This is a genomic window from Micromonospora endophytica, from assembly GCF_003236305.1.
Taxonomy (GTDB): Bacteria; Actinomycetota; Actinomycetes; order Mycobacteriales; family Micromonosporaceae; genus Micromonospora; species Micromonospora endophytica.
The window spans coordinates 19,857-32,617 of the sequence record NZ_POTX01000042.1 but is presented as its reverse complement, the minus strand read 5'-3'; the positions used below and the strand labels follow the sequence as shown (position 1 = coordinate 32,617).

Genomic DNA, 12,761 nt, shown 5'->3' with positions numbered 1-12,761 from the left:
CCGCCGCCACGGCGACCACCACCGAGATCAACGCCACCACCAACGCCGCCCGGCCGCGCGCCGGCTCCGGCGTCGGCAGCACCAACGGACCCTCGTACGGCGTGGCGACCGCGGCCGTCGGCGAAGCCTGCGCCGGCTGCCCCCAAGCCGGCACACCGTGGTACGCCTGCGGCGTCCCACCCCCGGCCGCAACCGGCGGGTAGCCCGGTGGCGGGGGCGGAACCTGCGCGGCCGCCCCCGACTGCTGGCTGCTCCCGACCGGCTGTTGCCGATCCTGCTGCGGCCAGGTCGGCAGTGAAGTGGTCGCGTCATCCCGCCCACCCGGAAAATCCGCCGACGCGTATCCCGGTACCCCCGATCCCGCTGGCTGGTACGACGGCACAGCAGGAGCCCACGGCCCGCCGATGGACGCCGTGTTGTTCGGCGGCGCGCTGTGGGGTGGTGCGCTGTGCGGCGGCGCGCTGTGGGGTGGTGCGCTGTGCGGCGGCGCGCTGTGCGGCGGCGCGCTGTGGGGTGGTGCGCTGTGGGGTGGTGCGCTGTGCGGCGGCGCGCTGTGGGGTGGTGCGCTGTGGGGTGGCGCGCTGTGGGGTGGCGCGCTGTGGGGTGGTGCAGTGCCGTGGAGCGGTCCACTGTTGTGCGGCGCGTCGATCGACGGTGGCCTGCTGTGGGGCGGTCCACTGATGGGTGGCGCGCTGACCGATGGGCCGCTGACTGGGAGGCCGCTGACCGATGGGCCGCTGACTGGGAGGCCGCTGACCGGTGGTCCGCTGACTGGGAAACTGCTGACCGGTGGTCCGCTGATCGGGAGTCCGCTCACCGGGGGGCCGCTGACCGGGGCGCCGCTCACCGGGGCGCCGCTCACGGGGAGGCCGCTCAGCGGTGGGCTGCTCACCGGGAGGCCGTCGACAGGTGAACTGCTGGTGGGCGGCCCGCTGACTGGTGCTCCGCTGATCGGAGATGTCCCGGCCGCCCCCGGGGGTCCCGATGCAGGGCGGCCGGAGCGGGCTGCCTCCGCCGCCTCCTCCGCCAACAGCGGGCCGATCTGCTGCACCCGGATCGTCGGTCGCGCCCACCCCGCATGGGGCGGCGGCGCGACACCATCGCCGCCCGGCACCGCCTCACCCCCGGTAGCCGGAGGGACCACAGACGCCCCGGCCGTCGTAGCCGCCGCTCGCCGCGCTACCGCTTCGGTGCCCTCAGCGGCGCGCTGGGCAGGTGCCGGGGCCACGCCGGGCGACCCGGACGTCGGCCCGTACGGACCGGCGGGTGGCACGACCGCCTGGTGGAAGGTTGGTGGGACCCCCGGCATCACCGGTGCCGGGGGAGTGGACGGCATCCTCTCGGCCGGGTGGGCGGGCGCCATGTCGGCGGCCGCAGCCCGGTCGTGGAACGCCGTCCGGGCCTGCGGGACAGCGGGAGGGGCCGGGACGGTGGGAGCTGGCGGCACGGCCGGCACGGCGGGACGATCTGGCGCGGTCGGCGCGGTCGGCGCGGTCGGCGCGGTCGGCGCGGTCGGCGGGCCGGGCGCGGGCGACGTCGCCGGTCGGGTGGGCGTCGCCGCCGACACGTCATGCGGTTTCCAAGCCGTCGACAGCACGGCCAGCGACACAGTCGGCCCGACAAGCGCCCCGTGCGGCCGAGACGCCGGCTCCGGCGGGCCGGTCGGGGGGACCGGCGGCTGCGGCGCGGGAGCGGCGTCGCCGAGATACTCCCGTGCCGCGCGTACCGCCGGGTGGTCGACACCGAGCACGGCGGGCCCGGCGGCGGCGACCCTGGTGTAGTTGCGGCGGGCCTCGTGGCGGTTACCCAGCTCGTCAGCGACCGACCCCAACTCGAAGGCCAACGCCAACATCAACGGATCCGAGTGCGGCCACTGGCGTTCCCCGGCGGCGAACGCCTCCTCCAACACCCGGCGGGCCGTACTCGGGTCATCCGCCTCCCGGTGCAGCCGAGCCAGCAGGTGCGCGGTGCTGAGTACGTCAGGATGATCCTTACCGAACGGCGGGCGAGCGGACTCGAACGCGTCGGTCAGCAGGTCACGGGCGGCGGCGAGGTTACCCGCCCCGCGCAGCGCGAGAGCCCGCTGCTGAATGACGGCCAGGGGAGAGGCATGGGGCACGTGGCCATGCTGCCGGGTACGGGCGCTTGACCGCTACCCGAGCCCCCGGCACCCAGGTCCCCCGAGCCGCCCGACTGACCCCCGGATGCCCATGTGCATGATCCACCCGCGACGTGTACAGTAACTCCCCGTGCGGCCCACCGGGCGGCCTGCGGGTGGTGAGACCGCCTAGGCCGGCGCGGTAGGCTGGACAGAGCAAGTCCGGGTGGCGGAATGGCAGACGCGCTAGCTTGAGGTGCTAGTGCCCGTATAGGGCGTGGGGGTTCAAGTCCCCCCTCGGACACAATCTTGGAACCCACGGCAGAAGGCCGCTGACCTGGCAGAAAACAGGTTAGCGGCCTTGATCGTTTCTTGGGCTGTTGCCGCTATGGGATCACCGTGGGATCACTGCCAGTAAGTCGCGCAGTCCGCACCAGTATGCGGCGTGATCTTGCCTCGGCGCATCAGCACGGTTACGGTCCCATTGTCGCGCATACAGGTGCGGTCGGCGGCAGAGCCCGCGACGCCGGGTCGAGGCCGCCTGCTCACGTGGAGGAACGGTGGCGCAAATCGAGAAGAGAACCACGAAGGACGGCAAGACCACCCGCTGGCGGGTGAAGTGGCGCGACGGTGGCCGGCGCGACGGCGAGTGGAATGGCGAGACGTTCGACTACCAGGCCGACGCGAAGCGCTTCAAGGCGCTCGTGGACGCCAACGGTAACCACCGGCCGTCGCCGGAACAGCTCGCCGAGCACGGCTTTGGCCGCCTAGCGCCCGCCCCGGCTGCGGCACCCATCGACGAGCCGGAGGCGATGACGTTCCGGCAGTACGCGTTGGCATGGCTGGAGACCCTGACGAAGCCGAGCGCCGAGACGAAGCGGAAGTACCTGGAGCGACTGGAGAAGCACGTCCTCCCGACGCTGGGCGACTTGCCGATCGCCGGCATCACCCGGCGGATGCTGCGGGAGTGGCAGACCGGCCTCATCGCCGCCGGCCTGTCGCGCAAGACGATCGCGAACATTCGCGGCGAGTCGATGTTCCCGATCTTCCGGGCCTCGTGCCTGCCCGGCGAGGACGAGGAGCCGCCGCTGCGGACGTACAACCCGATGGACGGGCTGGCCCTGCCCGACGGCCCGAAGTTTGAGCGGGACTTCCTGGAGACACCCGAGCAGGCGTCGATCCTGCTCACCGCGGCGTACGAAGTGGACCCGGAGGCCGCTGACCTGCTGCTGACGAAGCTGGCGTGCGGCCTGCGGTGGGGTGAGGTGGCGGCGCTGCCGCCGGAAGCCGTCCGCAAGCACCTCGGCACCATCGAGATCCGGCAGGTCCTCCGCAAGGTCGAGCGGCGCTGGGTGGTCGAGCCGAAGCCGAAGACGAGGAACGGTTACCGGCAGGTGCCGCTGCACCCGCTGGTGATGCACGTCGTCAACCAGCGCGCCGAAAAAGCAGTTGACTTCGTGTTCTGCGCACCCCGGGGCAACCACTGGCGGTACGAGGACTTCTACGACTGGCGGTGGGTGAAGATCCGCACGCTGGCCGAGAAGCGCGGGCTGCGCGGACATATGACGATGCACGGATTACGGCATTCGCTGCTGACGCTGCTCGCCACCGAGGGCCTGGACCTGCCGGGGCTCAAGGGCGTCGCTGGGCACGCCCAGGTGTCCACGACGATGGACGTGTACGTGCACCACACGACGGCGCACCACGAGCCGGTCCGGCGGATCGTCGGCGGCTTCCTGGAGGCCGGCATCCGCGCTGGCGAGGAGCAGCGCGCCGCCAGCATCGGCCGGGCCGCCGAGTACCGCGGCCGGGTTCACCGAGCGGCGCGCCAGGTGCGACCCACGGGCGCACGCCCGTAGGCGGGGGAAACAGTCGGGAGTTACTTGGCTCGGAGCGGGCGGCGAGCGATCGCTCGTCACCCGCTCCGCTACTCGCAGGCCTTTACGCTGACTGGATGACCGGCACCCCGAAGCACCCCATGGCCGACTTCATCGGCGCGCTACTGAGCGCTCTGATCGGGCCAGGCCATCGGCGGCCCGGCCACCCGTGCCAGGGGTGGCCGGGCCGTCGCGACTCGTAAGCTCTCGGAATGCAGACGGTGACCCCGGGCAAGCTGCGGGAAGCAATCGGTGTCGCCCTGCGCGATGGGATGTCGTCGCCGGAGGTCGAGCGGTTCTGCACCGGTATCGGGCTCGCACCGCCCGACCCCGAGCAGGACGACCGTGCGGAGCGCAGCAAACGGGCCTACGTGGTGCGCCGCCTGGCCGGTAAAAGACTGCCGGAGCTGCTCCGGATCGCCACGCAGGTGCTCGACGAGTGCAAGGGCGGCGAGACCGCCGACAATCTCGCCCGACTCGTAGCCCACGCCGACGGCGGCGGCGTCGCTGGCGAGATGAAGAACCTGCTGTTCGCCACCGTCGGACCCAAACCCAAGGTCGTACTGCGCGACGCGATCAACAATGACCTCGAGCTCGTGGCGAACGAGCAACACTGCCTGGTCTACGACCGGCCGTGGCGCTCCGAGTCGCTCACCTTGCGTCGGCTCGGTGACTGGTGGGCCGAGCGGGAGCAACTCGCTGGCGCCTCCGAAACCGATGTGTGGCGTCACCTGCTGCAGCGGCTTGCCCGCTCGCTGGACAACGACGCCGAACGACGGATCTTCAACGTGTACGCCCGGCGCTACGCGCGCCCGGGCGGCGGCGAAATTCCGGTATTGCTGCCCCAGGTGTACCTGAGCTACGACCCGTACCCGCAGTCCCGCTACGGCTCGGGCGACGCGCCGCTGGCCCGCCAACGCATGGACTTCCTCCTGCTGTTCCCGGGCCGGGTCCGCGTGGTGATCGAGTGCGACGGCGTGCAGCACTACGCCGACGACCCCGACCCGACCAAGCCGGACGAGCGTCCGCCGGCCAACCCGCGCCGCTACGCCGAGATGGTGACGGAGGACCGGGCGCTACGGCTGCGGGGTTATGAGGTCTACCGCTTCGGCGGGTACGAGCTGATGGAGAGCAACGGCGCCGACCGCCGCATCGAGCAGTTCTTCGACGCGCTGGCCGCACGTCATCAGCCCGCACCCACCTGAGCCCGGTCCTCCGATCATCCGGTGGTGGCCAGCCGCGGGCATTGACTGGGCAGTTGGCCTTCCACTTGGCGGCACCATGCCGGCACAGTCCACGCCGGCGGCTGTGGTAGCTGAAGCTACGGCTGGGCCCGGGCGGCGCGAGGGTGGCACGGCGGGCGCTGCCCGGCTCCGGCTCGCTCGGCGGCCGCGGCGTCCTCGCGCTCGTCCAGCCGGCCCGTGTGGTGGCCAGATCGGCGGCCGTCGTGGCACCGCCGACAGCCCTCATCTAGGGACCGGCTACTGGTCAGCGGCCGAAGTCTCGGGTGCACCATCAGACACCCGCTGGACTGCTGCTTGCCAGCTATGGTGGCGACCCCAGCCGGTGCGTCCGCCATAGGTGAGTCGGCCGCAGGCCACGAGCGCGTGGATCGCGTTGCGTACCTCGTCCCGGCTGTATCCGGTGGCACCGACCATGTCGCGCTCGGTCGCGGCGCCTCCCATGACGGCGGCATGAACGCGTTCAGCGATCAAGGACTGGTGCGCCTGACGCCGTTGTTGCTCTTCAGCGTCCTGAGTCGCCTTGCGATCTGCGGCCTCCTGTCGATCTGCGAGCGTTTGGCGCCAAGCGATCGATCCGGCCGGCGTTGTGACGTATCGCAGCACCAGTGGGGGCCTGCCCCAGAGGAAGGGGGAGGACTCGGAATGGCGGCTGTGGCCAAGGGTCAGATGGTGTTCAGGGTTGTCGGCCGGGTCTGTGTTGGTGCACATGACCAACTTCCCGCTGTTGACATGTTCCGTGATTACCTCGCCGAACAGCTGCCACGCTCTTCCCTCGGAAGGCCACCAGCCGGCAATCCGTTCCCGCGTGCCTCGGAACGACAAGGTGTACTCCGTAGCCAGCAACCACTTGACGTAGATCTCCTCGACCAGCACGGGTTTCGAGGCGCCATCGGCGATGCGCAGCGCGTAACGAGCCAGATTTTCACGCTCAAATGTTCCACCGGTCATGGAAAGCCATCTTGGCGCATAGGTACGACATCCGTACAGTCCGTAGCGGAAGGCGGCTGAGCGTCGCGCCTGCAATCTGCTGCTACGCGGCCTGCGCTGGCAAGGAGAACGCGGCTTCGCCGTCCTGATCGGACGCTGGAAGACGCTACGCCAGGCGACCGTCAGCACACGCCGAATCGGCGACATCGTCGCCGCAGCCCTGCACCTGACCCACTTCGAGTGCAAGCACCTACCGGAAGTCGCTCAGATCACAAAATGGCGAGTGTGGAGCAGGCGTGGGTTGAATGGACAGGCTTCATCCATGTCGCTTAGCCGACAGTTTGGGCGTGGTGGCAAATCTGCCTAGGAAGCCTTAGGGGCTGTGTGGCCGAGCGCTTTGTGCAGGTGTCGGTGTCCGACCGGCAGTAGCGGTACGCCACGTTCCTGGGACCCTTACGTCAGCGGCGCCCCGCCAGCGCCGGGCAGCTCTTGTACGCGGCGGCCAGGTCCTCGTCGGTAAACCGGACCAGCCGGCCGAGACGCTGGCACGGCACGCGGCCCTTCGACACCCAGCGCCGCAGGGTGGTCTCCGCGATGCGGAGCTTCGCTGCGGCCTCCGCGTAGGTGTAGTCCTGGCTCACCTGCCTGCCCTCCCGTCTCAGCGCATCCAGGCGGGCCACAATAGATCATTGCGGCCGGATTGGTCTACGGTGGGCTATGCCAGGCCACGAAGCGGGTGGTGAGTCGTCCAGCCCTCTCGCCTGCTGGCCAGGTATACGGCTACCATGTCGTACTGCGCGTGCATGGCACGCGCCGCGCGCTGGAAGTGCTGTTGGTGGCACACCGCCGTTCCACGGTGGAGGCCCAGGTTCGAGTCCTGGCCGGCGCTCTCGACGCCCGGCCACAGGGGAAGGTGGTGAGAGGCGCGTGTTCCACGGCAGCATCCCGGCCGACCTGCGCTCGATCATCTATGAGCACGCCGAGTCGTGGCCCGACACCGACCTGTACGTCGGCTGCTCGGGGAACTTCACGATCGAACGAACGCTGCACTCCCGGCCGGGCGAGCGCCGGGCCATCCACGGCAACGACGTCCAGGCGTACTCGAGCGCCCTCGGCTGGTGGCTCGCCGGCCGCGATCTGGACTACCGGCTCAAGGACGAGCACCGCGACCTGCTCGGCTGGCTGGAGCCGTACCTGGCCACGCCGACCGACACGCTCGCGTCGCTGATGCTCGGCACCCGGTTCCTCCAGTACGTCGGCCGACCGGGCGTCTACTACGAGCGGATGGTCCGCGCCACGGTCGGCCAGTTCCCGACGATGCACGCCAAGACGGTAGCGAAGCTGAACGCGCTGACGCTGCGCCTCGCCTCCTACTACTGCGGAGACGTCCGCGAGTACCTGGAGACGGTGGTGCCGGCCGACGCGCCGGTGGCGATGTTCCCGCCGTTCTACGCGGGCGACTACGAGGCACAGTTCGCCGGCATCGATGAGTTCTTCGACTGGCCGGCACCGAGCTACGACATGCTCGACGAGGACGGCAAGGAACAGATCATCGGCGCGGTCCTCGACCGCCCCCATTGGATCCTCGGACTGCACATCGCCCGCGACGAGCTGCGGCCCTGGCTGCGTGGCGTCGTGCAGACCTCGAACCGCGGCATGCCGATCTACGTGTACGCCTCGTCGGGCGCGCGGCGGGTCGTCGCCCCCGCCCAGGACGTCACGCCGATCTTCGCGCCGAAGATCGGCCCCGCCGAGCAGCTCGGCGACCGCATGGCCATCCACGTCCTGACCGGCGGCCAGTTCGCCGCCATCCGGTCGCAGTTCATGAGCAAGACGATCCTGCCCGGCTCGCCGCTGCTGGCCTGCGGCGTCAGCGTCGACGGGAAGCTGATCGGCGCGTTCGCCTATCTGCCGCCGAAGTTCGACCCGGCCACCGCGTACCTGATGTCGGACTTCCCGGTGTCGTGGACCCGGTACCGGCGGCTGGCGAAGCTGATCGTGATGGCGGCTGCCAGCCGCGAAACACAGCTGCTGTTGCAGCGGTCCCTGTCGAAGCGGCTCACCTCGTGGTCGACCACGGCGTTCACGGACCGGCCGAACTCGGCGAAGTACGGCCGGGGCATCCCCGGCGTGAAGTTGCAGAAGCGCAGCGAGCCGGCTGCCGACGGCATCCACCGGTACCAGCTCCAGTACGGCGGCCCGCTGGGCGACTGGACGCTTCGAGAGGCGCTGGCGGAGTGGAAGCGCCGCCACGGGAAGGACATGCGATGACCGACGACCACCGCGGCGGCCAGGTGGCGGCCGCCGACGTCGACCTGGCGATCCGGGCAGCCGCCCGAACGGCCTACCTGCGGTCGTACCCGGCCGACACCATCCGCGCCGACGCGTACGCCGAGCGGATGGTTGCCGACGTGCCCTACCGGGCCGAGATGACCGCCGCCCTGGCGGCCCTCGCCGACGCCGGCCGGCTGATGCCCGTCGACGAGGAGACGGCGCACCTGATCCAGCTGCGGGAGGACGGCTGGACGATCCAGCACCCGCTGTCGTGCCGGCCGACGCTGTTCACCTGCGAGGTGAACCAGGCGGCCACGCACGCCCTCACCGCCCCGCCCGCCATGCTGGGTGTCTTCGAGTGCGGCGCCGACAACGGCCGGTTCGTGATCGGAGCGGCCCGGTGAGCGGCGTCGGCGAGCAGCCGGCGGCCACCGACGACGGCCCGCTGAACCTGCGGCCCGCCCGCGTCGACCCGGCCGCCCTCACCCTGCTGGAGGTCAACGCCCGGTACATGCGAAAGGAGACGTACGACCGCCTGGTCGCCAACGTTCGCCGCGACGGAGCCCTGACCAGCACGCCCTTGGTGTGGAACGACGAGCCGGGCGGCCGGATGGTGGTGCTGTCCGGCAACCACCGCATCATGGCGGCCCGCGACGCCGGCCTGGATCTGGTCGACGTCATCGTGGTCGACCAGCCGCTCACCCGCGCCCGACAGGTCGCGTTGCAGCTGTCTCACAACGCCATCGAGGGCGAAGACGACCCCGCCACGCTGAAACAGCTGTACGAGGAGCTGGACGACGTGGACTGGCGGGCCTACTCGGGCCTGGACGACAAGCAGCTCGACCTGCTCGCCCAAGTCGACCTGGAGGGCCTGTCCGAGGCGAACCTGGACTTCGCCACCGTCCAGCTGGTGTTCCTGCCGCACGAGCTGGAAGCCGCCCGCACCTCCCTCGACGAGGCCCGCAAGCTCGTCCAAGCGGACGCCCGCTGGCTCGCCGGGTACGGCAACTACGAAACCACGCTGGACGCCCTCGCGACCGCCCACGGCGCCCACAACGTCGGCAACGTGGCCACCGCCCTCGGCCTGATCCTGGCGGTGTTCGAGCGGCACCTCGGCGAGCTACGCGACGGCGTGTGGTTCGACCCCGACACCGAGGAGCCCCTCGGCGCGGCCAGCCGCCTCGTCCCCATCGAGACGGTCATCGAGACCCGCTCGATGCCCGCCGACGCCGCCACCGTGCTGACCCGCGCCGTCAACAAGCTCGTCGCGTCCGGCGAGATCCCCGCCGACCAGCGGTGGCGCGCCCTGGAGCTCCTGGCCGCCGACTACCTCGCCGGCTGACGGCAGGTGCAGCCCAGCGGGCCGGCCGGCAGCCCGCCGACCGGCCCGAGCCACTCGGCCACAGTCGAGCACCGTGGCCGCCCACCCGAAAGGACCCGCATGGCACCCGAACCGACCAGCCCCGCCAACGACGACCCGTACGCCGGCCTCGACGAGCGACAGCGCTACGAGCTGAACCGACGCTGCGACCACCACCCGCCGCAGGACCTCGCCGCCGCCCAAGCACACGGCCGCTGGCGTGCCGCCATCAAGGTGACCATGGCCGAGGCGATGCGCAGCCTCCCGCCCTGCCGCGAAACGTCGATGGTCCTGACCTCCCTGGACGACGCCCTGGTGTACGGCAACGCGGCGATCGCCCGCCCGCCAATGGTCAACAGCCGCAAGCCGGGCCACTGACCGGGTGGCCCGGCCGGCACTTCCCCGCCAGCCGGGCCCCCGGGCACCACAAGGAGGTGACCTTGAGCGAACCGGAGATCCTGCCCTGGGACCGGCAGGACCGCGAACCCGAGAAGGCGTACGGCTACTTCGTGCTGTACCGCGACCTCGGCCGCACCCGCACCGTCGCCAAGGTCGCCACCGAGGTCAACAAGAGCCGGGATTACCTCCACAAGCTCGCCACCGCGTGGAAGTGGGTGCAGCGGGCGCAGGCGTGGGACCGCGAAGAGGACCGGCTGTACGTCGAGGGCCTGGCCGAGCAGCGACGCGACATGGCGAAGCGGCACGCCCGGATCTCCAGCGCGTTGCAGGCCAAGATCGTGGCCCGGTTGCAGACCATCGACGCGTCAAAGCTCAGCCCCGGCGACATCGCCCGATGGCTGGAGGTCGCGACCCGGGTCGAGCGGCTGGCCCTGGGCCTGCCCGACTCGACGACCTCGCACACCGGTCCGGACGGCGGCCCGATCCGTGCCGAGGTCGAGCAGATGAGCGCAGCGCAGCGCGGCGACTTCTTCCGCGCGCTGATGGCCGAGGCGGCGGCCCGCGCCGGCCAGGGCAGCCCGACCTCCGGCTCCGGTGACCCGGCCGGCGACGACGAGCAGGAGGAGAGCGCGGGTGCAGCGGCATCGGAGGAGTGACGGCTACGTGCGGTTCGTGGTCGAGCTGCAGGTGCCCCGCTGGGCGGCCTGGTCGCTGGCAGCCGGGATGCTGATGCTCGGCGCGGCGAACGCGACCGCCGTGGTGGTGCTGCTGGTGGCGCGGTGAGCCGTGGTCCCCGTTCGGCGCGGCTGCTCACCGGCCACCGTCGGCCGGCAGTTGCCCGGCCGGGTAGGCCTGTCGCGCGGCCGTGGGCGGTGTGGAACGTTCAGGGCCGGGCGGTCGGTCGGGCCAGGGTGGTGACGGTGCCGCCAGCGCGGCGGCGCGCGTTTCGGCGGCGGGTGTGGGCGTGGCGACTGTTGCTCGCCGGCTGGACCGGGTTGACCGGACTGGCCGGCTGGACCGGGTTGACCGGACTGGCCGGCTGGGCGGCGCTGCGGTGGGTCGGCCCGACCGCGCTCGGCTGCCTGGCGCCGATGCTGGCGGTGCTGGTGCTGCTCGCCTCGTGCGCCTCGTCGGACCTGCGGGAGCAGGAAGCCGAACTGTGGCAGGGGCGCTGAGGGATGCTGCTGTCGTACCCGGACCCGGCGCTGATGACGGACGCCGAGCTGGCCGCGTACCTGCGTGAGGTGTCGGAGGCGCAGGGCATGGTCCGCTACGACTGGCGGCGGCATGCCCGCGCCGAGCAGATGGAGCCGGCGTACTACCGGATCTGGATGCTGCTGGCCGGACGTGGCTTCGGCAAGACCAGGACGGGCGCGGAGACGGTACGCGGCTGGGCCGGCACCCGGCCGGGCGGGCACTACGCGGTGATCGCGAAGACGCACCGCGAGGTGTACAACGTGTGCTTCACCGCGCGACGGGCCGGGCTGCTGGCGGTGATCCCGCCGAAGGAAGTGCGGACGTTCAACAAGAGCGAGCCGTACCTGGAGCTGCGGAACGGCGCGATCATCCGCGGGTTCGGCGCGCAGGACCCGGACACGCTGCGCGGCTACGACTTCGACGGCTGCTGGCTCGACGAGTACGCGGCCTGGCCGCTCCAGACGGCGCAGGGTGTGTTCGACATGCTGTGGTTCTGCATGCGTGAGGCACCCGACCCGCGCATGGTGATCTCGACGACGCCGAAGCCGCTGCCGCACGTCAAGAAGCTGCTGACGCGGGCGAAGAAGCAGCGGGCGTGCAGCCGCCGGCCCCGGGTGGTCATCACCCGAGGCAAGACGCTGGACAACGCGGACAACCTCAGCCCGGAGGCGCTGGAGGAGCTGCTGGAGCAGTACGGCGGCACCCGGCTGGGCCGGCAGGAGCTGGATGCCGAGCTGCTGACCGACGTCGACGGCGCGCTGTGGAAGTCGGCGTGGATCGAAGCCGGGCGGATCGACAAGGACGACGTGCCGCCGCTGGTGCGGACCGTCGTGTCGGTGGACCCGGCGGACACGGTGTCGGACACGAGCGACGAGACGGGCATCGTCGCGGTCGGCCGGGGTGAGGACGGCGAGCACTACGTGCTGGCCGACCGGAGCATGAAGATCGCCGGCATGGCGGCGGCGCGCCGGATCTGGCAGTGCTACCTGGACGTCGACGCGGACGTGGTGGTGTACGAGGGCTCGTCGGCGTGGCTGCGGGACATCCTCGTTGACGCCTGGGTGGCGATGCAGAACGAGGGCCTGATCGGTGGGGGTGACCCGCCGCTGGACGTGGTGCAGGCCCGCGCCAGCAAGCGGGTGCGCGCCGAGCCGGTCGCGGCCCGGTACGAGGTGGACCCGCCTCGGGTGCATCACGCCGGCACGTTCCCGGCGCTGGAGGACCAGCTGACGACGTGGACGCCGGAGTCGGGGGACTCTCCGGACCGGCTGGACGCTCTGGTGCATGGGGTGACGTACCTGCGGTCGAAGGAGTCCCGCAGGGCGGTGGTGGCGTCGCCGCTCGGCAAGCAGGCACGGCCGTCTGCGTGGCCGCCGTGACCCAGG

The 12,761-nt window shown here is 71.2% G+C and carries 12 protein-coding genes, 2 tRNA genes and 1 pseudogene; 12 read left to right on the top strand and 3 right to left on the bottom strand.

The features are described from left to right. A partial coding sequence (locus tag C1I93_RS32335; protein WP_181445079.1) for a hypothetical protein occupies positions 1-203 on the top strand: 203 nt, incomplete at its 5' end. Between the two features lie 1,418 nt (positions 204-1,621). On the opposite strand, the pseudogene C1I93_RS33230 reads toward C1I93_RS32335, so the two are convergent. Next, a pseudogene (locus tag C1I93_RS33230) lies at positions 1,622-2,119 on the bottom strand (tetratricopeptide repeat protein); the annotation flags it as partial. A 199-nt stretch (positions 2,120-2,318) separates the two neighbouring features. Here C1I93_RS33230 and C1I93_RS09270 point away from each other — a divergent pair. The 3 genes from C1I93_RS09270 to C1I93_RS09260 all read left to right on the top strand — a co-directional run bounded on the left by C1I93_RS09270 (position 2,319) and on the right by C1I93_RS09260 (position 5,180). After that, a tRNA-Leu gene (locus C1I93_RS09270) sits at positions 2,319-2,402 on the top strand. Positions 2,403-2,658: 256 nt separating this feature from the next. Continuing rightward, positions 2,659-3,957, top strand: coding sequence for a tyrosine-type recombinase/integrase (locus C1I93_RS09265; protein WP_111242825.1), 1,299 nt, complete (start codon positions 2,659-2,661; stop codon positions 3,955-3,957). 230 nt (positions 3,958-4,187) lie between these two features. After that, on the top strand, positions 4,188-5,180 hold the full coding sequence (locus tag C1I93_RS09260) for a putative endonuclease domain-containing protein (protein ID WP_111242824.1): 993 nt from the start codon (positions 4,188-4,190) through the stop codon (positions 5,178-5,180). Positions 5,181-5,456: 276 nt separating this feature from the next. Here C1I93_RS09260 and C1I93_RS09255 read toward each other — a convergent pair whose 3' ends face one another. Beyond that, positions 5,457-6,167: a hypothetical protein gene (locus C1I93_RS09255; protein ID WP_146603471.1), complete on the bottom strand. Its 711-nt coding sequence runs from the start codon at positions 6,165-6,167 to the stop codon at positions 5,457-5,459. Between the two features lie 437 nt (positions 6,168-6,604). Continuing rightward, positions 6,605-6,787: a helix-turn-helix domain-containing protein gene (locus C1I93_RS09245; protein WP_169596521.1), complete on the bottom strand. Its 183-nt coding sequence runs from the start codon at positions 6,785-6,787 to the stop codon at positions 6,605-6,607. A 176-nt stretch (positions 6,788-6,963) separates the two neighbouring features. Between C1I93_RS09245 and C1I93_RS09240 the strand changes: the two genes are divergently transcribed. From C1I93_RS09240 to C1I93_RS09205, 8 genes are all read left to right on the top strand, one after another. After that, a tRNA-Gly gene (locus tag C1I93_RS09240) sits at positions 6,964-7,035 on the top strand. A 38-nt stretch (positions 7,036-7,073) separates the two neighbouring features. Further along, the gene (locus C1I93_RS09235; RefSeq protein WP_111242821.1) at positions 7,074-8,417 is read left to right on the top strand and encodes a putative antirestriction adenine methyltransferase; all 1,344 of its coding nucleotides are present in this window, start codon (positions 7,074-7,076) and stop codon (positions 8,415-8,417) included. Then, positions 8,414-8,824 (top strand): DUF6085 family protein, encoded by a 411-nt coding sequence (locus C1I93_RS09230; protein WP_111242820.1) that lies wholly within the window; start codon positions 8,414-8,416, stop codon positions 8,822-8,824. The genes C1I93_RS09235 and C1I93_RS09230 overlap by 4 nt, the downstream gene beginning before the upstream one ends. Continuing rightward, on the top strand, positions 8,821-9,762 hold the full coding sequence (locus C1I93_RS09225) for a ParB N-terminal domain-containing protein (protein ID WP_212808343.1): 942 nt from the start codon (positions 8,821-8,823) through the stop codon (positions 9,760-9,762). Before C1I93_RS09230 ends, C1I93_RS09225 begins: the two co-directional genes overlap by 4 nt. Before the next feature lie 99 nt (positions 9,763-9,861). Further along, complete coding sequence (locus tag C1I93_RS09220) at positions 9,862-10,158, top strand: Acb2/Tad1 domain-containing protein (RefSeq protein ID WP_111242819.1); 297 nt, start codon at positions 9,862-9,864, stop codon at positions 10,156-10,158. A 62-nt stretch (positions 10,159-10,220) separates the two neighbouring features. Next, positions 10,221-10,835, top strand: a complete 615-nt coding sequence (locus tag C1I93_RS09215) for a hypothetical protein (protein WP_119663875.1) — start codon at positions 10,221-10,223, stop codon at positions 10,833-10,835. Between the two features lie 264 nt (positions 10,836-11,099). After that, positions 11,100-11,354 (top strand): hypothetical protein, encoded by a 255-nt coding sequence (locus C1I93_RS09210; protein WP_146603470.1) that lies wholly within the window; start codon positions 11,100-11,102, stop codon positions 11,352-11,354. Positions 11,355-11,357: 3 nt separating this feature from the next. Continuing rightward, positions 11,358-12,755 carry a terminase large subunit domain-containing protein gene (locus C1I93_RS09205; RefSeq protein WP_111242816.1) on the top strand — a complete coding sequence of 466 codons (1,398 nt, stop codon included), beginning with the start codon at positions 11,358-11,360 and terminating at the stop codon, positions 12,753-12,755. Positions 12,756-12,761 lie beyond the last annotated feature (6 nt).